The organism is Bradyrhizobium sp. CB1717 (genome assembly GCF_029714325.1).
In the GTDB taxonomy this organism is placed as follows: Bacteria; Pseudomonadota; Alphaproteobacteria; order Rhizobiales; family Xanthobacteraceae; genus Bradyrhizobium.
Window position 1 is genome coordinate 357,751 of sequence record NZ_CP121666.1, and the last position, 21,273, is coordinate 379,023.

Genomic DNA, 21,273 nt, shown 5'->3' on the forward strand with positions numbered 1-21,273 from the left:
GGATGATGTGATGCGCCAGATCGAAGATGAGGTGTGGAGGCGGCGGGGTTTCACGGTCCTCTGGAGTCCAACTGCACTCGGTCTTCTCTGTGGATCGACAACCGAGATAATCTCGATGCGGGAACTCTTCCGTGTTTGCACGAACTGGCCTGACACGCTCCCAACGAGCAACGGAAACGCTTTGGTCGTCACAGGCCTCGAAGGATGTCTTGATCGGATAAGTCCTCCGGACGCCGAAGCTTGGCTTGATGAGGTGGTGCAGCCATTGATGCTGAGATTCCAGAGGCAGTATTCGGATGATGCCGCCTTGATCTTCTGGATGCCGACCGGAGAAAAGCGCGTCGAGTTGGTGAACCTGGACGATACGTTTTCCTGGGAGTTTGCTCCGCCGTTCAAAAAGGAGCCGTTCTCGATTTCCCGGGCTCTGTTTGGCGGTGCTCACAAGGATGCCGGCAAGATCGTCGCTTCCGAGCAGGATGACCGCGGCCATCGAAAGCAGGCTTGGATCGGACTCCATCTGTCCCGGATCGCATAGATGGCACAAGCGCAGATCGGACCGGGGCAGCGCATCACGCATCCCCAATTCGGGGCCGGCGTCGTTATTGAGGCGCCCGTAGACGGATTCGTCCGCGCTTTTTTCGCTACGGGCGAACGTCGTGTTTCAATCGAGACCGTCAGCGCCGGATTGTGGAGCGCCGAGGCCGTGATTGGCGGGCTGTCGGGCGAAGCCACACGCCTTCGGGACGCGTGGCTCCATTATGAATCCTATGCATTGCCTATCATCGCAAGCGCACCGGCTCTCACATCGGCGAAGATCGACCTGTTGCCGCACCAGGTCGTTCTTACCCATCGGATAGCGAGCAGCGTTTCGAGGCGGTTCTTAATCGCCGACGAGGTGGGTCTCGGTAAGACCATCGAAACGGCCTTGGCCTTGAGGGAGCTCGCCAGCCGCGGCGAACTAAATCGAGCCTTGATGATCGTGCCGGCCGGGTTGGTGAACAATTGGGCGCGCGAACTGAACGAGGTCTTCAATCTAAATTTCGAAGTATTCGGAAGCGAAGGTGACGTCACCGACAAAAGATCGAACGCCTTCGCCAAGCATGATCGGTTGATCGCGAGCGTCGATACGCTGAAGCGACCGTCCCGGATCAAGAAGTTGCTCGAAGCGCCCGAATGGGATCTGGTCGTCTTCGACGAAGCCCACCACCTCACCGCCATGCGGTCCGGAGGTAAGGTCCGGAAGACGGAGAATTACAAACTCGCCGAGGCGCTGCGGGATCATACCCGTGATCTTCTGCTCCTCTCGGCAACCCCACATCAGGGAGACCATTTCCGCTTCTGGATGTTGATCCGCTTGCTGAATCCGACGCTATTCGACGGCGCGGATCAGATGGTGGCGCAACGCCATAGGCTAAACGCCGTGGTGTTCCGCAGGACGAAGGCCGACGCGTGCCGTCCGGACGGCTCGCCCCTTTTTGCGCGCCGTTGGGTTCACACGGAATCGTTCATCATGCAGGACGATGAACGGAAGTTCTACGAAGGGCTCCGGACTTACCTCGAGGACGGATTCGACCTGGCAAAGCGACAGGGAAACCAAGGACGCGGGCTGGGTTTCCTGATGGCCATATTCCAGAAGATCGCGGCATCCAGTTTCGCGGCGGTCCGACGGACTCTTCGGCGTCGCTTGCTCACCCTGACGGTCCATGAAGCTCTGCTTTGCGACCGCGCGTTGGACATCGACGGACGCGAGAGGCTATTCGAAGAGGCGCGTGCGCTGATCCACGACGACGTCGGGATCTCGCACGATTCGATCGGCCGATCGGAAGTGGATCGCGTCCTCGCCGATCTCAAATTCCGCCTGGTCAAGTCTCTCGACAAGGATGCGCTTGAGGATCTCGCCGACGAATACGCGTCCGAGGTCGCTTCGCCCGCTGCCGAAGATGCCGCCGCGACCGCGGTAAAGATATTTCTGCCGGAGGAGCGGACCCGGATCAAAGAACTCCTGTCCGTTTTCCCGGTCAAGCGTGAAACCAAAGTGCAAAAGTTGCTCGATGGACTTGGGTCGCTTTGGCGCCACAATTCGTCGGAGAAGGTCGTTGTGTTCGCGACGTATCTCGGGACCGTCGACGCGATCGCGTGCGAAATCGAGAAGGTCTATCCGGGTCAGGGAGTGGTCGTTCTTCGCGGGGGAGATCACGGAGCCAAACTGGCAGCTGAAAGGCGTTTCAAACAAAAGGATGGACCGCGCGTGCTGGTTTGCACAGCAGCGGGTCGCGAAGGAATCAATCTGCAATTCGCACGGGTGCTGTTCAATTTCGACTTGCCTTGGAATCCGATGGATCTCGAACAGCGCATCGGTCGCATCCATCGGTATGGGCAGAACCACACAGCTCAGGTCTTCAACCTTGTGCTTTCCGACACGATCGAGGGGCGCATCTTCCTGCTGCTCGACGCCAAGCTGAAGGAAATTGCTCGCACGCTGGGCAAGCTAGACGAGCAAGGCAATGTCGCCGAAGACTTGCGCGCGCAGATTCTTGGACAACTCTCCGAGCGTCTCAATTATGAGAAGCTCTACCATGAAGCGCTGTCGGACCCCGAATTGCGGCGTACTCAGGTCGAACTCGACATCGCATTGGCCAATGCCGAAGAGGCGCGTGAGGTCGTGTTCGATCTCTTCCAGGATTTGGACGGGTTCAGCCTCGACGACTACCGCCCGTTCGAAGACGTGAGCGATGGATTCAGGCGGCTGATCGACTTCCTTGCGGCGTCGTTACCAGATCAAGGGCGACGACTGGTTCGCAAAGAGGAAGACCTCTACGAAGTAGTCGACAACGCCGGCAAGCGCACTTCTTTCTTAACGACCGACCGTGCGAAGGCGGCCGATCGCGAAGATCTGGAACTCGTCGGCCTGGATCATCCTTTGGTCGAAGCAGAACTCGCGAAGTGGCGCGACCTGAATCCCGCTAACGTGGGTAGCTGCGTCAAGAAGGGACGGGAGAATACAGCGCTCCTGGCCATGTGGGTCGTCGAAGCGTCGAATGCGAAGAACGAGCGTAAGACCTCGATTCAATCGATCGCAGTAGACGCTATTACAGGGACCCGTATTCCATCGATTGAGCGGCAGGTCGAAGAGACCTTCAGAACCGAACAAGGCTGTCCTGCGCTATCCATCTCAACCCGTTCCCAGGTGTTCCATGAGTTTCTGGAGCCTGCGCTAGAGCGCGAACTCAAGATGAAAGGTCTGCTGGACGAGGGAGGAAGCTTTTCTGCAGAACTGATCGGGTTGGTCGAGGTCGTGTGAGCGTGCCTTCAGATGGCGCCCGGTACATCATTGGGCTCTCGAATAGCGCAGTGCACCGAGACCATGAATCCGGATGCGCGTGGTTTCCTGGCGACGTGAGCATTGACCAATGTAGGCGACGTACCTTGCATGCTGAGGGCATGATCGCCCGACCGGAATCGAAGCGAGGCGTTCATGTTCACTAGGCTTCGGAACAGCGTGCTGAATCCGGTACCCCGCTGCGCCGCCTTGCCGAACCGCGACTCGCCGTCGGTCAGGGCGCATTGCAGCGCGTCGCCCTCGTCGGTCAGGTGGGCGTACTCCGGATTCGACCGCAGGCTGGCGAGCGCTCCGATACCGTCATCGGCGATTGCGAATTCGAAGGATCCCGGACGGCCGCTGAACACGACGAAGCCCGTTGCAGCGGCGTTGGAGTGCTCCAGGACGTTGTCCGCGATCTCCCCCATCGCGCCCATGAGACGGCTGACGGCTTGCGAGGGAAAGCCCGCGGCAAGCGCTGCCTTGTGCGCTTCGAGTTTGAACGAGGTCCATCTCGCCGCTTCGGTCTGCAGCACGTCGCATCGGAAGAAGCCTGAGCCGCTGCCGTGCGGAGACGGCCATCCTTCAGAACCGCCGCCGGCCGCGCGCAAGACCGTCTCGGTCCCGTTCAAGCGGAGCCACGGCGCCGAGCTTGGAGGAGGCAGGAGCCCCGTCCGTGCAAGCTGGACCATCTCGATCAGCGGACCAAGGTCGCCGGCGACGTATTCCGGCATGTCGCCGAGTCGGCTTCGCGCGGCGGCGAAAGCGATGCCGTCGAGCGCAGCGAACGTGAGGTTTTCGGTTTCAGGCAACTGCGACCGCCGGCGCCGGGGGCAGATCTCGGCGCATCGTCTTGGCGATGGCATCGCGCGAGATCTCCCAGTTGGTCTCGAACAGGTCGTCCAGCAGCTGGCCCAGCGGGCCCGGCATCCGGATCCGGAGACCTGAGGACCTTGTGCTGGTGTGGACGGCCTCTCATCCCCACGGTTCTATGGCGCTCTGGCGTCATAGCTAGATGAGAGGAAAGTCTGATGAATCTTCCCATTCGTATCGGTATGGACACTTCCAAGTCGGTCTTCCAGCTTCACGGTGTTGACGAGAACGAGGCAGTAGTCGTCCGGCGGCAGTTTCGGCGAGCCGAGATGATCCGCTACTTCGAGCGCCTTCCGCCGGTCCTCGTCGCCATTGAGTCCTGCGGCAGTTCGCATCACTGGGCGCGCCTGCTGCAGTCGTTTGGTCATGAAGTGAAGCTGATCCCGCCCCAATATGTGAAGGCTTACGTAAAGCGCGGCAAGAACGACGCGGCCGATGCCGAGGCGCTGTGCGAGGCGGTCACCCGGCCGAGTATGCGGTTTGTACCGGTGAAGTCAAAAGAACGGCAAGCGGCCTGCATGTTGATGACCGTGCGGGAACGCCTGGTCAGCGTGAAGTCGCAGCTTTCTAATGCCTTCAGGAGTTATGCGGCTGAGTTTGGCATCGTTGGCCCCGCCGGTCGGCAGAACGTCACGGCACTTATCAAGCGGGTGCTCGAGGATGACAACTTACCGGAAATGGCGCGGGATCTCTTCCGCCTTCAGGCGGAGGAGTATGCCGCGGTCGAAGCCCGCCTGGCAAAGATCGAAGCCAAGCTGATGAAGTGGCATCGTGAGGATGATGTCAGCAGGCGGATCGCGACGATTCCTGGCGTCGGTCCGATTGGGTCGTCCATGCTAAGCATGAAGGCGCCCCCGCCGGAGACGTTCAGATCAGGCCGCGACTTCGCGGCTTGGCTCGGACTGACCCCCAAGGATCACTCAACTGGCGGCCGGCAACGATATGGCGGTATCACAAAGGCCGGAGATTCAATGCTCCGATCGACGTTGATTGTCGGCGCGACCGCGCTGCTGAGGCACATTCGAAAGGGCCGTCATAAGCCGACACCCTGGCTCACTTCGCTGCTGGAGCGAAAGCCGCCGAAGTTAGTCGCGGTGGCCTTAGCCAACAAGTTCGCCCGTATCGCCTGGCGCTTGATGATATCGGGTGGCGTGTACAACCGGCCGGTAGCCGCCATGCCCATCTGATCTGAACTCAGTGTACCGGCCGAGATTGCTCGCCGGATGACCCACGAACTTGCAGGACGCAGTAGATGGAAGGACCGATCGGTCAATACGCGCGAGCTTCCGTAGATTACACTGGCATCACGAATGTCGCCTATGTGCTTGGAGCGTGCGTAGCGAACACCATCTTGGCCAGCGGGCTTTGTCCGCGCAAACAGGCCGGACATCTGATAGCAAGCGATCTGGCCAGAAGTCTGCTAAAATCCTGACAAGCGGGGGGGCCGTCCACATCTGCAATCTGTACTCGATCACGACCAACCAGGCCGCCATCAGCGCGCTGTTCCGAGTCGTCAACCGCTACGTCGGCAACCTGGAGCCGATGCCCGGCGTGTTTCCGGACTACCGGGCCCCGATCGTCCGGACAGGACCGGATGGGCGCGAGCTCGCGCCGGCGCGCTGGGGCATGCCGTCGTCGTCGAAGGCGCTGATGGACGCGACGAAAAAGCGGGCCGAGAAGCTGCAAGCCAAGGGCAAGGAGGTTGATTTCAAGGAATTGCTGCGGATGGAGCCGGACGGCGGCACGACCAATATCCGCAACGTGAAGTCCAAGCACTGGACGAGGTGGCTGGGTCCGGAGAACCGCTGTGTGGTGCCGTTCAACAGCTTCTCAGAATTCAACAAGGCCGAAGGCGGCGACATCTGGTTCGCGCTCGACGAGACCCGGCCGCTGGCGTGCTTCGCCGGCATCTGGACCAACTGGACCTCGGTCAGGAAGGTCAAGGAAGGCGAGACGACGAACGACCTCTACGCATTCCTGACCACGGAGCCGAACGCCGAAGTCGGGGCGATCCATCCGAAGGCGATGCCAGTGATCCTGACGACGCCCGACGAGGTTGAAACTTGGATGACCGCGCCCCTCGAGGAAGCCCTGAAGCTACAGCGGCCCCTTCCGGACGGGACGCTCCGGATCGTCGCGCGGGGTGTGAAGGAGGATCCAGCCGGACTGGTGACGTGACTGGCAGGCGAGGCGACGGTCGCGGCGGTTCGCTCTCGTCTCTGCAGCACGACTCCCTTGAAGGCCTGCAACTCGGCAGGCCGATCTGACCCTGCACTGATGGCCGCCCGAAGGAAAGTTCTGCACAATCAAGGCGAGCAGGTGCCCAAAACCGCAATTTTCGTTCGGTTTCTGCTCCGAAAGCCGATATCTTGGACGGGCAAAATGACCGGGTCGGGCGGAGCCGGCCCATCGCCGACAATCGGGGGGAGAATGGCGCAATCATCGGTGAAGACGAAGGCGGTTAGGTCGGGGACCGGGAAAACTAGCCAAAAAGAACAACTCTCGACCATCGCCGACGACACCCTCGGATTCTTTTCGGACATCGCCGATGCCGCCAACGCAAAGCTCGGCGAAGCCCGCGCTTCCGGTGCGGAATCATTCGCTGTTGTCAACACGCTGACCGGGGCCAATGCCGTTCAAAACATGAGCGACATCACGTCGGAACAGCGGCAGCAGCTCGTCGAGCTCGCACGGGAGCCTGCGATCGCGCGTCTCGTCCTCCGTGACGAGGAAGGCGAGGAGAAGGTCTACTTCATTGCGCGCGCCGGGACGCTCCCCCACGACCGCCATACCATGGCGAGCTATCGCTCACCGATCGGACGAATGGCGTCGCTGCCCGTCGGAGGCGACCAGGATGTGCGCACGTCGAAGGGCATGCGCAATTTCGAGGTGGCCGAACGCGCGGTCTTGCAACCGGACATCAAAGACAAGAAGTGGGATTCTCACGATACTGTACTTCAAGGTGCCAACTATGGTCCCATCACGGTTACTTCTCTCCGCGAGCTTCTGAAGTCCACGGGTGCGGCGGAAATCGCCGATATCCTCGATGCGCTTCTGGCCGAAGGCAGGGAAGCCGACAACGTACTGGAAGGCCTGCGCCGCAATGCCATCCTCAAGATGGGTTTGCGGGATCAACCCCTGCTCGATCAGTACCAGGACGAGATCTTCCGCCTGCCGCTGGACAGCCGGCTGGTGATATTGGGGCCGCCCGGCACCGGCAAGACCACCACGCTGATCAAGAGGCTTGGACTGAAGCTGGATCGCGAATTTCTGCAAGCGGAGGAAGAGGCGCTTATTGCGCGCTCGTTCGCTGGAGCCGCCGGTCATACCGGAAGCTGGCTGATGTTCACTCCCACGGAATTGTTGAAACTCTATCTCAAGGAGGCATTTGCGCGAGAAGGTATCGCGGCGCCCGATGCGCGATTGCAGACATGGGACGACTATCGGCGCGAACTTGCGCGCAACAGGTTCGGCATTCTGCGCGCTGGCCTCGGGTCGGGCACCTTCGTTCTCAAATCCGCTTTCGACCCTCTGCTGACGGAGACCGTCGGCCGCCAAACCGCATGGTTCGAGGATTTCGAGAACTGGCACATCCAGACGTTCTGGGCAGAGGTCACGCAACACGCAAAGATACTCGCGGACAACCGCGATCCCGAGGCATCGCGGGTCGGGAAGCGCTTGACGCGGACGCTGGACGGAACGGGGGATACATCGTCCGCACAGTTCATTGAGATCGGCGAAGCTGCGGACGACGTCCGCGCCTTGATCGCCAAGATCAAGGCCCAGACCGATCTCACAATCAGGAACGCGTTCTCCGTTGAATTGAGGCGGGATCCGACCTTGCTCACGCAGCTCATCGCGTTCCTCGCGACGATGACCGAGACGACGGATGAGCCCGACGATGCAGATGGGGACGAGGATGAAGACGCCACGCCGCCGGCCGATGCTCGCAATGCCGCTTTCGAGGCCTACATGCGGGCAATTCGAGCTCACTCGCGCGCCTTGGCCGTCGGCCGGTCGCTCCCGGCACAGAGCCGCAACAGGAAGATCATCGACTGGCTCGGCAGCAAGATGCCCGCCGCAGACCAGTTGCGCTCGATCGGCGTAAGTCTCCAGGTCCAGTCGTCGGCTCGCCGGTTCGCGAACCCCATGCGGCGTCTGATCTCTGGCGTTCCGGCGCGCTACCGTCGATTCCGTCGCGAACGGCAGGCTGAAAATCGGTGGTATCGCTCGGAGCCATTCGCCGCGACTGACCTTTCTCCTCTGGAAGCCGACGTCCTTTTGCTCGCGACGTTGCGTGCAGCCAACGGACTTTTCGCGAACAGAACGATTGCTGCCGAGGTTGCCGCCGGAAAGCATCCGGCCTTACAATCATTCCGAGACGCTTTGCGCAACCAGATCGTGATCGACGAGGCGACGGACTTCTCCCCGTTGCAGTTGGCATGCATGGCCAACCTGTGCGATCCGGTGACGCGGTCATTTCTGGCGTGCGGCGACTTCAATCAACGTGTAACAAGCTGGGGCAGTCGTTCTATCGACGAACTGAAATGGGTTTTCCCTGACATCGACGTCCGGACCATCAACATCAGTTACCGTCACAGCAAAGAACTCAACGAGTTCGCGAACCGTATCGCCCAGCTTTCTGGGACTTCGCCCGACACTCAACTCCCTGCACATGTAATCAACGATGGCGTGCGTCCAGTCCTCGCGAACGGATTGCGCGATCGTCGCGCCGTTTGCGTCTGGCTGGCCGATCGTATCGGCGAAATCGAAAACCTCACGGGATCGCTGCCATCAATCGCGGTGCTGGTAAATGAAGAAGCTGAGGTGGAACCGCTTGCGGAAACCCTCGATGCGGCACTTGCCGACAAGAATCTCCACGCCGTAGCTTGTGTTCGCGGTCAGTCCGTAGGCCAGGAAAACGACGTTCGGGTCTTCGACGTCCAGCACATCAAAGGACTCGAGTTCGAGGGTGTATTCTTTGTTGGGGTGGACAGGCTCGCCGAGCGGGCGCCCGATCTTTTCGACAAATACCTGTACGTCGGCGCCACGCGTGCCGCCTACTATCTCGGCCTCACAACAGAGGGTCCCGCTCTTCCGATGAAACTGGAAAGCTTGAACGGCATGTTCGCTGATCATTGGCCAAAGCGGCACATCTGAAGCGAAGCGCGCGGGAAGGCGTCTCGAATACTCCAAGCCAGCAGAGCCGGGTGGAACACGTGGACAGCTCCAGCTCTGCCGATTGCGAATCCCTGCTGCGTGCTAAGCGCTCGGAACGAGCAGGCGGGCGGTAGGATGCGTCCCGGCAGGAGCGATCTCGATGCTGATGACGAAGGAAAGACAGCCGGCGATCCGGACGCAGCGTGGTTGGGCGATCAGCGTGCTGAAGGAGGCCGGCGCCATCAAGGAATGCGAGGAGCACGGCTGGGCCCAGGACCGGGCCGACCCGCATGCCCGCGAGCGCGCCTTCGATATCGCCACGCAGTATCCCCCGACCGGGTTCTCTCCGGACGAAGCCGCCGCTGAAATTCGCGATGTCCTGAATTCCATCGGCGACACCTGCCCGGAGTGCCCGCCGGAGTCCGACTAGGCGGCCTCTTCGCTGCCGGCGCCGAACATCGAGGGCTGCCGCATGCGGGCGATTTCCTGCCACGCCATCGCCAAGCTGATCCAGCGTTGCCGCTCCAATCCATCGGTTGCCGCGGCCAGCTTCATCGCCGCTTCGGCTTCGCGCTCGGGGTCATAGTCGCTGTCCATCGAGCCGAAATTTAAGCCGAAATCGTAAAGAATCCCGCGAAGTGATGTCCGTAGCAATCCGGTGCGCTACGCACTCCGGATCCCTGCGATTCTCGCGCGAGCCGCGTCCGGAGCGCTCAGAAGATTCCGAGAAGAGCGAACACTGCGACCTCGCCGAGGAAGGCAAGGGTCATGATCGCCACCGTGAGAAACACATCACCTATCGGCATCAGGGGCATCGGCACGCCTCGCGTATCCTGCGCCCCTGCCGTGAACATATGAGGCCATGAAAAGTTGCGGTTCCGCCCGCCGAGTTCCCGCTATAGCGTCGACGGCAGGGCAGGCCCTCTAACCAGGGCAGGTTATGCGAGTGCTTGAACTGTCGTGCTGGTGCGTGACCGCGACGGGTCTGCTCGCGGTGGTCGCGATCCTAGCGTTGCTCTGAGTTCCGCCCCAGCCGTCTGGGCGTGTCAGACGGGCACCTTTCCGCGTTCAAAAGCGACGGCCCGAAATTCATCCTCCGCCACTTCAGCCGACGCGCTCGCTCGCACTCGCTCGGGGGCGGCCCCAAGATGACTAGCTCTCGCCGGCAAGATCGGACGCCTCGTCGCCGCCGTCGGCTCGCGGCTCCTCGGCTTGCTCCTTGAGATCGGCGGCCTTCTCGACCAAGCCCAAGGCGACCATCGGATCGGTGGTCGTCTTCGCGAACTTGAGCAGGGTGGCCGCCTGTCGATTCAGATATTCGCGTCCCGCCACATCTCGCTTCCAACAGGCGCTGTCAGGAAATTCAGGCCCCAAGCAGAAAGTACAACCTTAGCGATTCGTTCCGTGGAAATGTTCAAAAGTGAACTTTTGGCCAGAGCCGCAACCAATCCGGCGCCGGAATGTTGGCAAGATCGAGGAAGACAGCATGCGGAACCCGGTCTCGATCGATGCCAACCAGAGCCGCGCCATTGCGGCGGAGATCGGTGAACGGCTGCGCCGCTGATGCGCGTCGAGAGAGAACTTCCATCTTCCCTGCAGTCTCTGCTGGAGAGGCTTCGGGCATCCGAGACGAGAGCGTCTCGCTAAGCGGATGACCGGCGTTGCAGGGCACTAGCCCGCAAAAGCGAACGCGATCTAGCCGCTCTTGGCCGCGCGATAGAAAGCTTCGACCCTCACCAGGTCTTTCGAGTGGGTGTCCTCGCGGTCTGTCTTGGTCTTTGAGTCCACTCCGGCAGGTTGCACGGACCGGATGGCCTCCTTGACGTTGTCAGGCCCTAGTCCGCCAGCGAGTATCACCGGGGTCCGAACAGTCTCGACGATCATTCGACTGATGCTCCAGTCATGCGTCACGCCCTGCGCACCGATTTGCGGATCGCCAACGCGATGACTGTCGAGCAGGATCCATTCGACGATCCCATCGTATGCGCGCGCCACCTGCAGCGCCTCTGGTCCCGTCACGGGTACGCTGCGCATGAACTTGATGTTCGGCAGAGACTTTCGGAGCGCCCCGACGTGATCGGGAGTGAGCAATTCGCTCGAAGCGCCAAGGTGCACGATGGGTGGGTTAAGCTCGCTGGCCATCTGTTCGATGAGAGCCACGTCCGCCGAAAGAAACAGGGCTGAAGGCACTGACGGCGCGCGAATCGCTTTCATGACAGCGGCTGCTTTATGGACCGGAAGCTCGCGGGGGAAGGCGCCGTCCCCGACGAGCACGCCGACATGATCCACGCCGATCGCGGATATCGCGTCGGCTTCGGCGGGCGTTGCAACTTCGTAGATCTGGGTCAGCATCGTTCGGCGTCGGCTCCTCTGGCCACCCCGCAATGCTCCTTCTCGCGGGCGAAAACGTGGCCTGAGATTGCCGACTTCGGGACTACGGACGGCCGGCTTCCTTGGATGGTTTTCCTGGCTTGTCGCGCGTGACTCCGGCACCCCTTTTGGCAGCCGCAGCCTCGCGAGCCAGCCGCTCCGCCTTCAGGCGCTCCCGGTTTGCATGGAATGCCTGCTGGTCGCGTTCATGCTCGGAGACCGGCGCCTTCGCGCTCGTGTCGCGAAACACCTTTCGCGCTTCCCGTTCGGCAGCGGTCGGCATCCTCCGGTCCGATGTGCGATTGCTCATTGCTCCCTCCTTCGGGCGCAAACGGTCCTTGCGCTATGTTGCGCATTCGGACCGCCAACCTAGGGGTTAGGTTTTCCGCCGGCGGGGCTTTTGGGGGGCCGGGGGCATGGATTCGACGCCCGACGAACCGGTTGGTTCCAATCTGTCCCGCTTCCCTTCATGGCGCCGACGGTTGCAGATCCTGCTCGCGCTCGACGCCCCCGGCGGCGGCGATCATCTTCCGGTACAGACCTTCGTATTCCCGCCCCATACGGTGCGCGGAGAAGCGCTCCTCCAACCGCGCGCGCACAAGCTTTCGATCGAGTCGAGCCACTTCGCTGACCGCGCTGACGGCCTCCTCCTCGCTGTCCACGATGAATCCGGTCACGCCGTCGTCGACCACTTCCGGCACGGAGCCCGAGCGATAAGCGATCACGGGCGTCCCGCACCAGGCCAAAGGGCTCCGGCCAATCGATTGGAAACAGCAGGGCCGCGGCCTCCGCGAGGAACGGCTGTTTCCTCCCTTCGTCGACCTCGCCGACGAGCTGCACCTTCTCGCCGTCGATATGAGGCTCCAGGCGCTTCTTGAAGTAGGCGGTCTCGGCACGCGGGATCTTCGCGGCGATGCGCAGCGGCTTTCCGGCGGCGCGGGCGATGCGGATGGCGTCTTCCGGTCCCTTCTCCGCCGCGAGGCGCCCTAGAAACGCCAGGTACGATCCTGGTCCGTACGACGGCCGAAACAGGTCGATGGGCAGCCCGTGCTGGATCGTGCCGCACCAATTCGCGTCCGGAAGGGGCCGGCGCTGGTGGTCGGAAATCGAGACGAAGCCGGCGTCTGGAAATTGGCGAACCACGTTGGGCAGTCCTGCCAGGTCGAGCCGCCCGTGCACCGTCGTGAGGAAGGGGACTCCCAGTCGGCTGAGCAGCGGAAGCGGCAGCCAGTCGATGTGGGAATGAATCACGTCGAAGTCGGCTGCACCTCTCGCAATCGCTTCCAGCAGGAGGGTACACGCGGCATTCGGGTCGACACCCTTTCGTCCGAGGCGAAGCGCGCGAGGCCACACCGGATGAAGCTTGCCGCGCGTCCGCGAATCCCCGGTCGCAAAGAGCGTCACGTCATGACCCAGTTCGACCAGCTCATCCACCAGCCAGGCGACCACCCGCTCCGTGCCGCCGTAGAATTTTGGGGGAACGCTCTCGGCCAAAGGAGCAAGTTGGGCGATGCGCATGGGGGCCGTCCGCTACGCCCCGGAGACCGATCGCAACGCCAGCACGATCACCGCCGAAAAGAGGTATGAAATGGCGAGCAGCGTCAAATCGGGATTGGTGCTATCGGCAGCTACCCGCCAGACCAGTCCTTCCACCCGCCTCAACATTCGTCTTCAGGAAGTCGTTCGAGGTAGGCGAGTCCGAGCTCTTTGGCATCGCTTTCGCGCGAGTCCCATTTCCTGTGCAGGTGGCGCTCGAGGAGGCAGCGACGGCCGTCCGCCGCATCGACGTCGCGGTGGGTCGCCCTGTAGACGGACCATGCCGTGTCTACCGCCTTTCGCAGCGGCACTTCGTCGGCCATGCTCAAGCTCCGACAAGACATTGTCCGGTGGCAACTCACCTTCGCAGCGAAAGTTTCCAGATTTTCCCGATGGACATTCGGCGCAGGAACGCCGGAAGGAACGTCGCGATGGCTAGGCGGACTCCGCTGCGGCCGCTCTTCGGAGCCGCGGCATCAGCCGAAGCGCCGCGGACGCTTCTCAGTCTCTCAGGTCTCCTAGCGCCGACGCGCGACCCAGATCCCCAACAGGAACGCGACGAGGAGCGACTGCAACGGGGCCTTTACGGTCACCTCGCGCAGCCGATCGGCCCACCGGATCGCTGCATCCTGCGAAGGCGATTGGAGCGGTCCCCGGCGCGCATCGGGACTTTGCTCAATGCCGCCCTGTTCGTCGATCAGCCCGGAGGCTTCCGTCATCGCCGCAGCTTCTTTCATATCCATGCGGCTCTCCTAATCTTGTGTCAGGCGGACTTCCGCTGCGGCCTCGCTGCCGGCTTCTTCGCCGCAGACTCCTTTGCCGGCTTCTTGCCGACGATCGGCATCAGCATTTCCTTCTGTCCGGCTGCCGCCTTGCGAGGCTTCTTCGTCGCCTTCTTCGGAGCCTCAGCCGCAGCGCCGCCGACGCTCCGCCGCAGCGCCTCCATCAGGTCGACGACGTTTCTCGCAGCGGGCCACTCCTTCCGCGTGATCGGTTTGCCGGCGCGCTTCTGGTTGATGAGCTCCACCAGCGCGCTCTCATAGTGATCCTCGAACTTCTCGGGATCGAACCGTCCCGCCTTCTGGTTCACGATGTGCTTTGCGAGGTCGAGCATGTCCTTGGTCAGCTTCACCTGCTGGATGTCCTCGAAATACTCCTGCTCGCTCCGAACTTCGTAGGGGTAGCGCAGCAGGGTGCCGACGAGCCCCTTGTCCAACGGCTCGAGCCCAATGATGTGCTCGGGTTGGTCAGCACCACCCGTCCGATCGCTACCTTGTTCATCTCGCGGATGGTCTCACGGATCACGGCGAAGGCGTCGTGCCCGACCTTGCCATCCGGACGCAGGTAGTAGGGCCTGATGAGATACCTCGGGTCGATGTCCGCCCTGTCGACAAACTCGTCGATCTCGATGGTGCGCGTCGACTCCAGCGCGATCTCCTCGAGCTCTTCTTTCGAGACCTCGATGTACTGGCCCTTGTCGAGTTCGTAACCCTTCACGATGTCCTCGTTCGGGACCTCGTCGCCGGTATCCGCATCGACCTTCAGGTACTTGATGCGGTGTCCGGTCTGTCGGTTGAGCTGGTTGAAGCTGATCTTTTCGCTCTCCGAGGTCGCCGGGTAGAGCGCCACGGGGCACGTCACCAGGGACAGACGCAGGAAGCCTTTCCAGTTGGCGCGCGGGGCCATGATACGCAGAACTCCAGATACGCGGGACCTCGTGGATTCAAGACGATCGGGACGCCTAGGTTCCGACATTCCGAGATGGCCTACTAGCCATCGATTTCCCGGCGGATCAGGTCGCGGTGGTCGATGTGCGAGGCCAACAGCATCCGGAACGTGTCCAGCACGTCGCTGGCCAGCCCTATCGGGTGTCCCGCGCGTTCCAGCCCTTCGACGATTGCGAGCTGCCGGGCGACGTGACCTTCGCTAAGCGCGACGTGACGCTCCGCTTCCGAGAGGTGTCGTCGCGCCATCAGCAGGTCCATCCCGCGAGCCTACCCCAGCCCGGGTCGATCGGAGATTAAACCTGCGGACGGCCGCTTGACTCGTTGGGAACGAATAGGGAACATAGGCCATGCCCGCTGCGCCCGACCCCGCTACGCCCGCTGAGCGCGACCTCGAGCTGGCCGCCGACCAAGCCATCCAGACCTGCGGCGGGGACGCCCGCGAGGCCGTGAAGGCGTTGTTGGTCGCCATCGATTTTCTCGAGGCCGAGGCCAACGAACTGCGCGCGGCGGTGTCGAAAGGATATTCGCGCGGGCGGCATGGCCTGCTGCATGAGCGCAAGGAGTGACTGCGATGGACGTCACCTACTACGTCGCACTGCCGTTCGTGATGGCGGACGACGGCGTCGCGCCCGGCGAGGCGGTCGAATGCCTGAGCGCCAACGCCGCCGTCATGCTCGCCGAGGCGCTGTCGCGAAAACCCGGCTGCGCCGGCGCGGTCGCCTTCTAGGGGACCGGCGATCCGTCCAGCGGCGAATTCGGCGACGCCAAGCTGATCCGGAAGTTCGGCGAGGTGCCGGACGATCTGAGCGCGCTCTGACGGGCGGCGATTTCGCTTCACTCGTCGCTTGGACCGACAACATCTCTCGGCTCGAGCAAGTTCAGCGCGGTCTCGATCTGGGCGAGCAATGCCTGGATTTCGTCCCGCTCGTTCGGCCCAGGATCGCTCTCCAGTCGCTCCAGGAGCGCCTGCTTCCGCGCGAGCAGCTTTGCGACGGTCGACATCGCGCCTCCCCATGTTGGCATCTACAAAGGAGTTGGTGCGCCCGCGACGAACTTGCCAGTCCTGGCCGTGCGTGTGGCCCGGACCACCCCGGGCCGACTTCTTTCGGACCACTACTTCGCCGGCGGCCGCAGCGGGCCCTCCACCCACTTCCGGGCGGCGGGATCGTGCAGCGGATCGTCGTCGCAATCGGGGCAGACGTAGCGCTCCCCGCCTCTGGTGACCTCGTCGCGGACGAGCTTCATGGGCCGCCCGCAGTGAGGGCACGGCTTCCGGATTTGGTGCTGCAACGACATCTGGCTTCCCCCGCCGCGCTTAGCCTATTCCCGATCGCCGCGCGGACACAAGCGAGCTCTTGACGCGAACCGCGCCACCCAATCTAATCCAGCTTCGGTGATGTTGTGGGGTGGCGTCATGGAAGAGTTCTACAGCGGCTTCGCGCAACGGGCGCGCGATCTTGCGGAAAGAGCGGACCCATTCACACGAAGACGGCTGCTCGACTTGGCCAAGAGGTACGACGCCAAGAGCAAACCCGGCGGGAGCGCCCGGCCCCTGCCGCCGCCGCGCACCACGCCGCCGGCGACACTCTTCGCCGGCCCGGGCGAGGCATGAGGAAAGGCGGCTCCGCCGACGCCAAGTGCGACGCTTGCAATGGCGCTGGGCACCAGCCAGCGCGCGAGACCGAACTTGGTCGCAGGATCTTTCCGGGCCGTTGCACGAAGTGCGGCGGCAAGGGGCGGATACGGGAGCCGGAGTGACCGCGCCGGATTCAGCGGCCGACCACCCTCACGGCGGCCGCGGGATCGCCGAGCAGCCCTCGGGTCGATCCGGACCAATCTGTTCGTGAACTAACGATCGCTCTTGCCGTTGTGCCGCATCCGGGCCGCCTTCGACTGCGTGCGCGGAGGGGACAACCATGAGGACCGATTCGCGCCAGCAATTGGATTCAGGCAGCACCGAGGATCGAACCTACCTCGAGTCGCTGATCAAGGAGGATTTCGAGCGATGCCATCCCGGTGAGACACTGGACGATCTCAAGCGGCGAGCGTCCTTTTCGAGAGAGGACAGAGGCCTGCTGCGGGACTGGATGACGGTCGCCGCTGGCCGCGCCGCGGCCACAACGCGCGGCTAAAGGATAGCGCGAGCAAGCGACGATCCGCTGCCATCCTTACGGGCTCGATCGAAGGATCCGAAACTCACGGCGGTCCCGGTTCAAGCCGGTGAGGCCCCGGTATCGAGTAGCTGCGAGACGACGGCAGCCAATTGCGCCGGGGCAAAGGGCTTCTGAATCAGGACGCTGCCGTCGACGCCCTGCGATTGCCAGTCAGGCGCGCTGGCGCTCGTCATGTAGACCACAGGAAAGCCCGGGATGATTTCCCTGATCTGCCGCGCCAGTTCCCAGCCGCTGATGCCGTCACCCAGGTTGATGTCCGTCACCAGGACCCGACATCCCTCGCGGCCATCGCAAAAAGTGGACATGGCCTCCTCCCCCGAATGGACCGAGCAGGCCTCGAAACCGACGTCGGACAACGCGTCCTCGACGAAGCTTGCGATGAGAGCCTCATCCTCCACAACCAGAACTCGAACGGAATCACTCACTTTCAAGTCTCCTCGGCGATCAGGCCTGATCGTCGACCGGGTCGTGGTGCGTCGAGCAGCCAGACGCCAGAGTGTCGTCCTGCCTCAGGCCACCGGCACGCCGTAGTAGGCGTTCACGGAGCGCGTGGTCGCCGGGTCGCTCCAATTCCAACTGCTCTCGTCGGCGTATTTGGGGGCGCCGCGGAGCTGGTCCTGGGTGATACCGGTGACGTAGCCGCCGAGGTTGGTGTCGTATTTCAACGCCTGCCAGGGCAGCGGATAATGATCGTCGCCGATGCCGAGCAGCCCGCCGAAGCTGAGCACCGCGTACGACACCTTGCCGCTGACCTTGTCGATCATGACGCGCTCGATGTAGCCGACCTTTTCCCCGTCGGCCCCGTACACGTTCGTACCCTCCACCTTGTCGCTGCCGATCAGGCTGAACGTCTCGCGATCTTCCATGGCCATGGTTGACCTCCTGGATGTTGTCTCCGGAAATCAACGGTGCCACGATGCCTCCGTTCCCGGCAGCGACCGCGGCGAAATGTTGATCTCCCAGGGATGGAGCGGCCGGGTCGGATGACGCGCCGCAATGCCCGCCGGAAGAAGTCGGCGAGCGGAGTTCGAGGATAGAGCTGACCGATTGGAGCGCGATTTTCTGAGGAAGCTCCTCGGCGAATCCTGGTCAGCCCGCCGACGTTCGACCACGAAATCGTGGCGCGGCTGGTGTAACTGGGTCTGGTGGAAACCGAACCGCTTCCATCCGGAGATATCAAGTATCGCATCACCGACGCCGGGCGGGCAGCGGCTACCGCGTGAACCACGGATCGGCGAGCCGCGGCAGATCGGAGGAACGATAGCCTTGCGACACTATTGAACTGGAGGGACTGTCGCCCGCCGTTGAACTACGGCGCCTGTCGCGGATAGCCAAAGGTCTCACGACCCGCTATTCAGAACTAGCGCTCGCGAGGATAGCCAAAGGCGGCGGTCTCTCCGCAACCTCGGTATTCTCGCAGCTACGCGCCTTTGCCGGCCTCAAGGTCCCCGGGCCGTTGCCGTTCGTGTCGCGCCTTCGCCGGCAGGCGCGATCTCCATCCCGCACCCGCACGACTTATTTGCCGCGCAGCGACAGACTGATCCGCGTTACGACGTCGTCCCACTCGCGCTCTTCGCTCGCCGGGTAGTTGATCAGGACGCAGTGAATCAATCCACTCGAGAAGTTGCAGCGGTTGTACCAGACCTTGTCGGCCTTGTAGCTGGAAACAGCAAAGAACCGAGGCGTCGTTCGCTTGTACTGGATGCGCGCGGGCGGATGCTTCTTTGCGAGAAATGCAGCGGGCGAATCGTTGGAGACGTTGGGTGCGGCCTGTATCGTAAGGTCGGCTCGGCCGTCAGCCGTCCGAAATCGCTGTCCGTAGCCATCCGGCCGGCCGACTTCTTCGGTAAAGATCGAGGCCGGGAAATCGACTGAGGTACCGGTCTGCGGGATGGAATAGGTCGTCCATCTCACCGGTTGAGCCGAAACCGCGGAGGTCGAGGCGACAAGTGCAAAAACTAGCACCGACACAACCCATTTCATAGGGTCTCCTCCCAGGAATCATGAAGACCCGACGAGCGACTTCATGAGCTTTCTTCGGACTGGTTTCCGCGAGCTCAATTCGATCCGGAGGCGGTCGTTCCGCTGCAAGCGCGTTTCTGACTACAGCTCCGCGATCTCGCTCGGCAGCGGAGCCGGCCTCGTCGTCGGCGCGAGCGGCACCCACCCTCGCGTCAAGGAGCAAGTCGCTGGCCTCCGAGTTTCCATCTGCTGGAGCGAAATCGTTCATGCATGGAGAGGTCGTGCGCGCGGTCAAGGAGAGCAAACGGTCCAGGAGGTCCCGCTTCCTCCGCGACGCGATGGTCGACGTGCAGATTGCCGGCCGCGGCATTCGCAGCAGGCGGGTCCTGCTGGCGATGCGGCAGGTCCCCCGCGAAATCTTCCTTGATCGTCGGTTCGCGGAAGCCGCGTACGAAGACAGCGCGGTACCGATCCCGAAAGGGCAGACCATCTCTCAGCCCTACATCGTCGCCAGGATGCTCGAGGCTGCCGCAATCGCCAAGTCGGACCGGGTTCTGGAGATCGGCGCGGGTTCGGGTTATCTGGCGGCACTCGCCGCCAAGCTCGGGCGGGAGGTTTGCGCGCTCGAGCGCCATGAAGCATTGGTGCAGCGCGCCCGATCTCGCCTTCGGCATCTCGGCTGCCGCAACGTGGATCTGCGTCAGGGCGACGGGACTGCAGGATGGCCGGATGGCGGCGAGTTCGACGTGATCGTGGTGTCGGCCGCCGGCGCGCAGATACCCGCGGCTCTCAAGGCTCAACTGGCTCCGTCGGGAAGACTTCTCATCCCGCTCGGCGATCCTGACGATGTGCAGTGGCTGACGAAGCTGACACGCGGGCCGGAGGGTCGTTTCGTCGAGGACAGGATAGAGGAGGTGCGCTTCGTTCCTCTTGTTTCCTGCGGGGAGCCGAGGAAGCCGTGACGACGGCCGGCCTTGACCTGGCAGTGTCGTCCGAACGCAAGATGCGTTGGCCGTACCCGTTCAGGAAGGGCTTGCCCGAGCTCATTCGCGCGCCTCGCGCCGACGCTCGCGGCGTTCGCGCCGCCGCTTGGCCCGATCCGCCGGTTGCGGGAGGGCAGGCACCGGCGCAGCAACGGTCTCGACCGAGGTCGCCTCGAGCAACTGGTGGGTCCCAGGGCGAGCCTCAAGGAATTCCAGCACCGCCCGGCCCTTCTCGGCGATCTTCCAACCGCCGCTTTCCGTCAGACCGCAGCTGTGGAAGAACTATTTTGTCTAAGAAGAACTCTATTGTCTAAAAAGAACTATATTGTCTTCACACACCGGCCGGGGCTCATCGCATGGACGATGCTAGATCTGCCGCTCGACCATCTTGAGCTTCAGCTCGGCGATGGCTTCCGCCGGGTTGAGGCCCTTCGGGCACGCCTTGGCGCAGTTCATGATGGTGTGGCAGCGATAGAGGCGGAACGGGTCCTCGAGATTGTCGAGGCGCTCGCCGGTGGCCTCGTCGCGGGAGTCGGAGACCCAGCGGTTGGCCTGGAGCAGCGCGGCGGGGCCGAGATAGCGGTCACTGTTCCACCAATAGCTCGGGCACGAGGTCGAGCAGCAGGCGCACAGGATGCACTCGTAGAGGCCGTCGAGCTTCTCGCGGTCCTCGTGGCTCTGGCGCCATTCCTTCTGCGGCGTCGGCGAGGTCGTCTTCAGCCACGGCTCGACGGAGGCGTACTGCGCGTAGAAGTTCGTCAGATCGGGGACGAGGTCCTTCACGACCGGCTGGTGCGGCAACGGGTTGATCTTCACCGCGCCGTCCTTGACGTCGTGCATCGAGCGGGTGCAGGCCAGCGTGTTCTGGCCGTCGATGTTCATTGCGCAGGAGCCGCAGACGCCTTCGCGGCAGGAGCGGCGGAAGGTCAGCGACGGATCGATGTGGTTCTTGATCCAGATCAGGCCGTCCAGCACCATCGGACCGCAATCATGGGTGTCGACGTAATAGGTGTCGACGCTCGGATTCTTGCCGTCATCAGGATTCCAGCGATAAACCCTGAACTCGCGGAGCTCGGTCGCGCCCGCGGGCTTCGGCCAGGTCTTGCCGCCGGTGATCTTGGAGTTCTTCGGAAGTGCGAATTCAACCATTTCGATAGGGCCTTCGCTGT

26 protein-coding genes and 4 pseudogenes are annotated in these 21,273 nt (G+C 62.5%); 11 read left to right on the forward strand and 19 right to left on the reverse strand.

Features of this window, described 5'->3' with window-relative positions; all coding sequences use genetic code 11:
- Positions 1-10: 10 nt before the first annotated feature.
- On the forward strand, positions 11-535 hold the full coding sequence (locus tag QA649_RS01665; RefSeq protein ID WP_283022681.1) for a hypothetical protein: 525 nt from the start codon (positions 11-13) through the stop codon (positions 533-535).
- A complete protein-coding gene (locus QA649_RS01670; protein WP_283022682.1) occupies positions 536-3,301 on the forward strand; it encodes an SNF2-related protein in 2,766 nt (921 codons plus the stop codon).
- A gap of 8 nt (positions 3,302-3,309) precedes the next feature.
- Here the strand turns inward: QA649_RS01670 and QA649_RS01675 are convergent, their stop codons facing one another.
- Both QA649_RS01675 and QA649_RS01680 read right to left on the reverse strand, forming a co-directional pair.
- The gene (locus tag QA649_RS01675; protein WP_283022683.1) at positions 3,310-4,053 is read right to left on the reverse strand and encodes a hypothetical protein; all 744 of its coding nucleotides are present in this window, start codon (positions 4,051-4,053) and stop codon (positions 3,310-3,312) included.
- 70 nt (positions 4,054-4,123) lie between these two features.
- A complete protein-coding gene (locus tag QA649_RS01680) occupies positions 4,124-4,249 on the reverse strand; it encodes a hypothetical protein (protein WP_283022684.1) in 126 nt (41 codons plus the stop codon).
- Positions 4,250-4,350: 101 nt separating this feature from the next.
- Here QA649_RS01680 and QA649_RS01685 point away from each other — a divergent pair, with 101 nt between their 5' ends.
- The 4 genes from QA649_RS01685 to QA649_RS01700 all read left to right on the forward strand — a co-directional run bounded on the left by QA649_RS01685 (position 4,351) and on the right by QA649_RS01700 (position 9,782).
- Complete coding sequence (locus tag QA649_RS01685; RefSeq protein WP_283019331.1) at positions 4,351-5,379, forward strand: IS110 family transposase; 1,029 nt, start codon at positions 4,351-4,353, stop codon at positions 5,377-5,379.
- A 265-nt stretch (positions 5,380-5,644) separates the two neighbouring features.
- Entirely contained in the window at positions 5,645-6,370 is a 726-nt protein-coding gene (locus QA649_RS01690) for an SOS response-associated peptidase family protein (protein ID WP_283026231.1), read from the forward strand.
- A 252-nt stretch (positions 6,371-6,622) separates the two neighbouring features.
- The gene (locus QA649_RS01695) at positions 6,623-9,352 is read left to right on the forward strand and encodes an ATP-binding domain-containing protein (protein ID WP_283022685.1); all 2,730 of its coding nucleotides are present in this window, start codon (positions 6,623-6,625) and stop codon (positions 9,350-9,352) included.
- A 160-nt stretch (positions 9,353-9,512) separates the two neighbouring features.
- On the forward strand, positions 9,513-9,782 hold the full coding sequence (locus QA649_RS01700; protein ID WP_283022686.1) for a hypothetical protein: 270 nt from the start codon (positions 9,513-9,515) through the stop codon (positions 9,780-9,782).
- On the opposite strand, the gene QA649_RS01705 is transcribed toward QA649_RS01700, so the two are convergent.
- The 10 genes and pseudogenes from QA649_RS01705 to QA649_RS01750 all read right to left on the reverse strand — a co-directional run bounded on the left by QA649_RS01705 (position 9,779) and on the right by QA649_RS01750 (position 15,243).
- A complete protein-coding gene (locus QA649_RS01705) occupies positions 9,779-9,949 on the reverse strand; it encodes a hypothetical protein (protein WP_283022687.1) in 171 nt (56 codons plus the stop codon). The two genes, QA649_RS01700 and QA649_RS01705, sit on opposite strands and share 4 nt — an antisense overlap.
- 555 nt (positions 9,950-10,504) lie before the next feature.
- On the reverse strand, positions 10,505-10,684 hold the full coding sequence (locus QA649_RS01710) for a hypothetical protein (RefSeq protein ID WP_283022688.1): 180 nt from the start codon (positions 10,682-10,684) through the stop codon (positions 10,505-10,507).
- An 82-nt stretch (positions 10,685-10,766) separates the two neighbouring features.
- On the reverse strand, positions 10,767-10,940 hold the full coding sequence (locus QA649_RS01715) for a hypothetical protein (RefSeq protein ID WP_283022689.1): 174 nt from the start codon (positions 10,938-10,940) through the stop codon (positions 10,767-10,769).
- A 107-nt stretch (positions 10,941-11,047) separates the two neighbouring features.
- Positions 11,048-11,704, reverse strand: a complete 657-nt coding sequence (locus QA649_RS01720; protein ID WP_283022690.1) for a phosphoribosylanthranilate isomerase — start codon at positions 11,702-11,704, stop codon at positions 11,048-11,050.
- 82 nt (positions 11,705-11,786) lie between these two features.
- Positions 11,787-12,032 (reverse strand): hypothetical protein, encoded by a 246-nt coding sequence (locus QA649_RS01725; protein WP_283022691.1) that lies wholly within the window; start codon positions 12,030-12,032, stop codon positions 11,787-11,789.
- A gap of 157 nt (positions 12,033-12,189) precedes the next feature.
- Positions 12,190-13,240 (reverse strand): annotated as a pseudogene (locus QA649_RS01730) (glycosyltransferase family 4 protein).
- A gap of 140 nt (positions 13,241-13,380) precedes the next feature.
- On the reverse strand, positions 13,381-13,581 hold the full coding sequence (locus tag QA649_RS01735) for a hypothetical protein (protein WP_283022692.1): 201 nt from the start codon (positions 13,579-13,581) through the stop codon (positions 13,381-13,383).
- A 195-nt stretch (positions 13,582-13,776) separates the two neighbouring features.
- Positions 13,777-14,001 (reverse strand): hypothetical protein, encoded by a 225-nt coding sequence (locus QA649_RS01740; protein ID WP_283022693.1) that lies wholly within the window; start codon positions 13,999-14,001, stop codon positions 13,777-13,779.
- A gap of 20 nt (positions 14,002-14,021) precedes the next feature.
- Positions 14,022-14,944: pseudogene (locus QA649_RS01745) on the reverse strand (Ku protein).
- A gap of 83 nt (positions 14,945-15,027) precedes the next feature.
- Entirely contained in the window at positions 15,028-15,243 is a 216-nt protein-coding gene (locus QA649_RS01750; RefSeq protein WP_283022694.1) for a hypothetical protein, read from the reverse strand.
- Between the two features lie 89 nt (positions 15,244-15,332).
- Between QA649_RS01750 and QA649_RS01755 the strand changes: the two genes are divergently transcribed.
- Together QA649_RS01755 and QA649_RS01760 are read left to right on the forward strand one after the other, a co-directional pair.
- Entirely contained in the window at positions 15,333-15,551 is a 219-nt protein-coding gene (locus QA649_RS01755) for a hypothetical protein (RefSeq protein ID WP_283022695.1), read from the forward strand.
- Positions 15,552-15,556: 5 nt separating this feature from the next.
- A pseudogene (locus QA649_RS01760) lies at positions 15,557-15,802 on the forward strand (hypothetical protein).
- Positions 15,803-15,819: 17 nt separating this feature from the next.
- On the opposite strand, the gene QA649_RS01765 reads toward QA649_RS01760, so the two are convergent.
- Both QA649_RS01765 and QA649_RS01770 read right to left on the reverse strand, forming a co-directional pair.
- Positions 15,820-15,987, reverse strand: a complete 168-nt coding sequence (locus QA649_RS01765) for a hypothetical protein (RefSeq protein WP_283022696.1) — start codon at positions 15,985-15,987, stop codon at positions 15,820-15,822.
- A gap of 111 nt (positions 15,988-16,098) precedes the next feature.
- The gene (locus QA649_RS01770; RefSeq protein WP_283022697.1) at positions 16,099-16,230 is read right to left on the reverse strand and encodes a hypothetical protein; all 132 of its coding nucleotides are present in this window, start codon (positions 16,228-16,230) and stop codon (positions 16,099-16,101) included.
- 169 nt (positions 16,231-16,399) lie between these two features.
- Between QA649_RS01770 and QA649_RS01775 the strand changes: the two genes are divergently transcribed.
- The gene (locus tag QA649_RS01775) at positions 16,400-16,597 is read left to right on the forward strand and encodes a hypothetical protein (protein WP_283022698.1); all 198 of its coding nucleotides are present in this window, start codon (positions 16,400-16,402) and stop codon (positions 16,595-16,597) included.
- Between the two features lie 304 nt (positions 16,598-16,901).
- Positions 16,902-17,117: a hypothetical protein gene (locus tag QA649_RS01780; RefSeq protein WP_283022699.1), complete on the forward strand. Its 216-nt coding sequence runs from the start codon at positions 16,902-16,904 to the stop codon at positions 17,115-17,117.
- Between the two features lie 80 nt (positions 17,118-17,197).
- On the opposite strand, the gene QA649_RS01785 is transcribed toward QA649_RS01780, so the two are convergent.
- From QA649_RS01785 to QA649_RS01795, 3 genes are all read right to left on the reverse strand, one after another.
- Positions 17,198-17,584 (reverse strand): response regulator, encoded by a 387-nt coding sequence (locus QA649_RS01785; protein WP_283022700.1) that lies wholly within the window; start codon positions 17,582-17,584, stop codon positions 17,198-17,200.
- 84 nt (positions 17,585-17,668) lie between these two features.
- Positions 17,669-18,031, reverse strand: coding sequence for a PRC-barrel domain-containing protein (locus QA649_RS01790; RefSeq protein WP_027574697.1), 363 nt, complete (start codon positions 18,029-18,031; stop codon positions 17,669-17,671).
- A gap of 643 nt (positions 18,032-18,674) precedes the next feature.
- Positions 18,675-19,142, reverse strand: a complete 468-nt coding sequence (locus QA649_RS01795) for a hypothetical protein (protein WP_283022701.1) — start codon at positions 19,140-19,142, stop codon at positions 18,675-18,677.
- Positions 19,143-19,402: 260 nt separating this feature from the next.
- Between QA649_RS01795 and QA649_RS01800 the strand changes: the two genes are divergently transcribed.
- Positions 19,403-20,083: a protein-L-isoaspartate(D-aspartate) O-methyltransferase gene (locus QA649_RS01800; RefSeq protein ID WP_196236600.1), complete on the forward strand. Its 681-nt coding sequence runs from the start codon at positions 19,403-19,405 to the stop codon at positions 20,081-20,083.
- A gap of 81 nt (positions 20,084-20,164) precedes the next feature.
- Here the strand turns inward: QA649_RS01800 and QA649_RS01805 are convergent.
- Positions 20,165-20,362 (reverse strand): annotated as a pseudogene (locus QA649_RS01805) (hypothetical protein); the annotation flags it as partial.
- 108 nt (positions 20,363-20,470) lie between these two features.
- Positions 20,471-21,253, reverse strand: a complete 783-nt coding sequence (locus tag QA649_RS01810) for a succinate dehydrogenase iron-sulfur subunit (protein WP_283022702.1) — start codon at positions 21,251-21,253, stop codon at positions 20,471-20,473.
- Positions 21,254-21,273 lie beyond the last annotated feature (20 nt).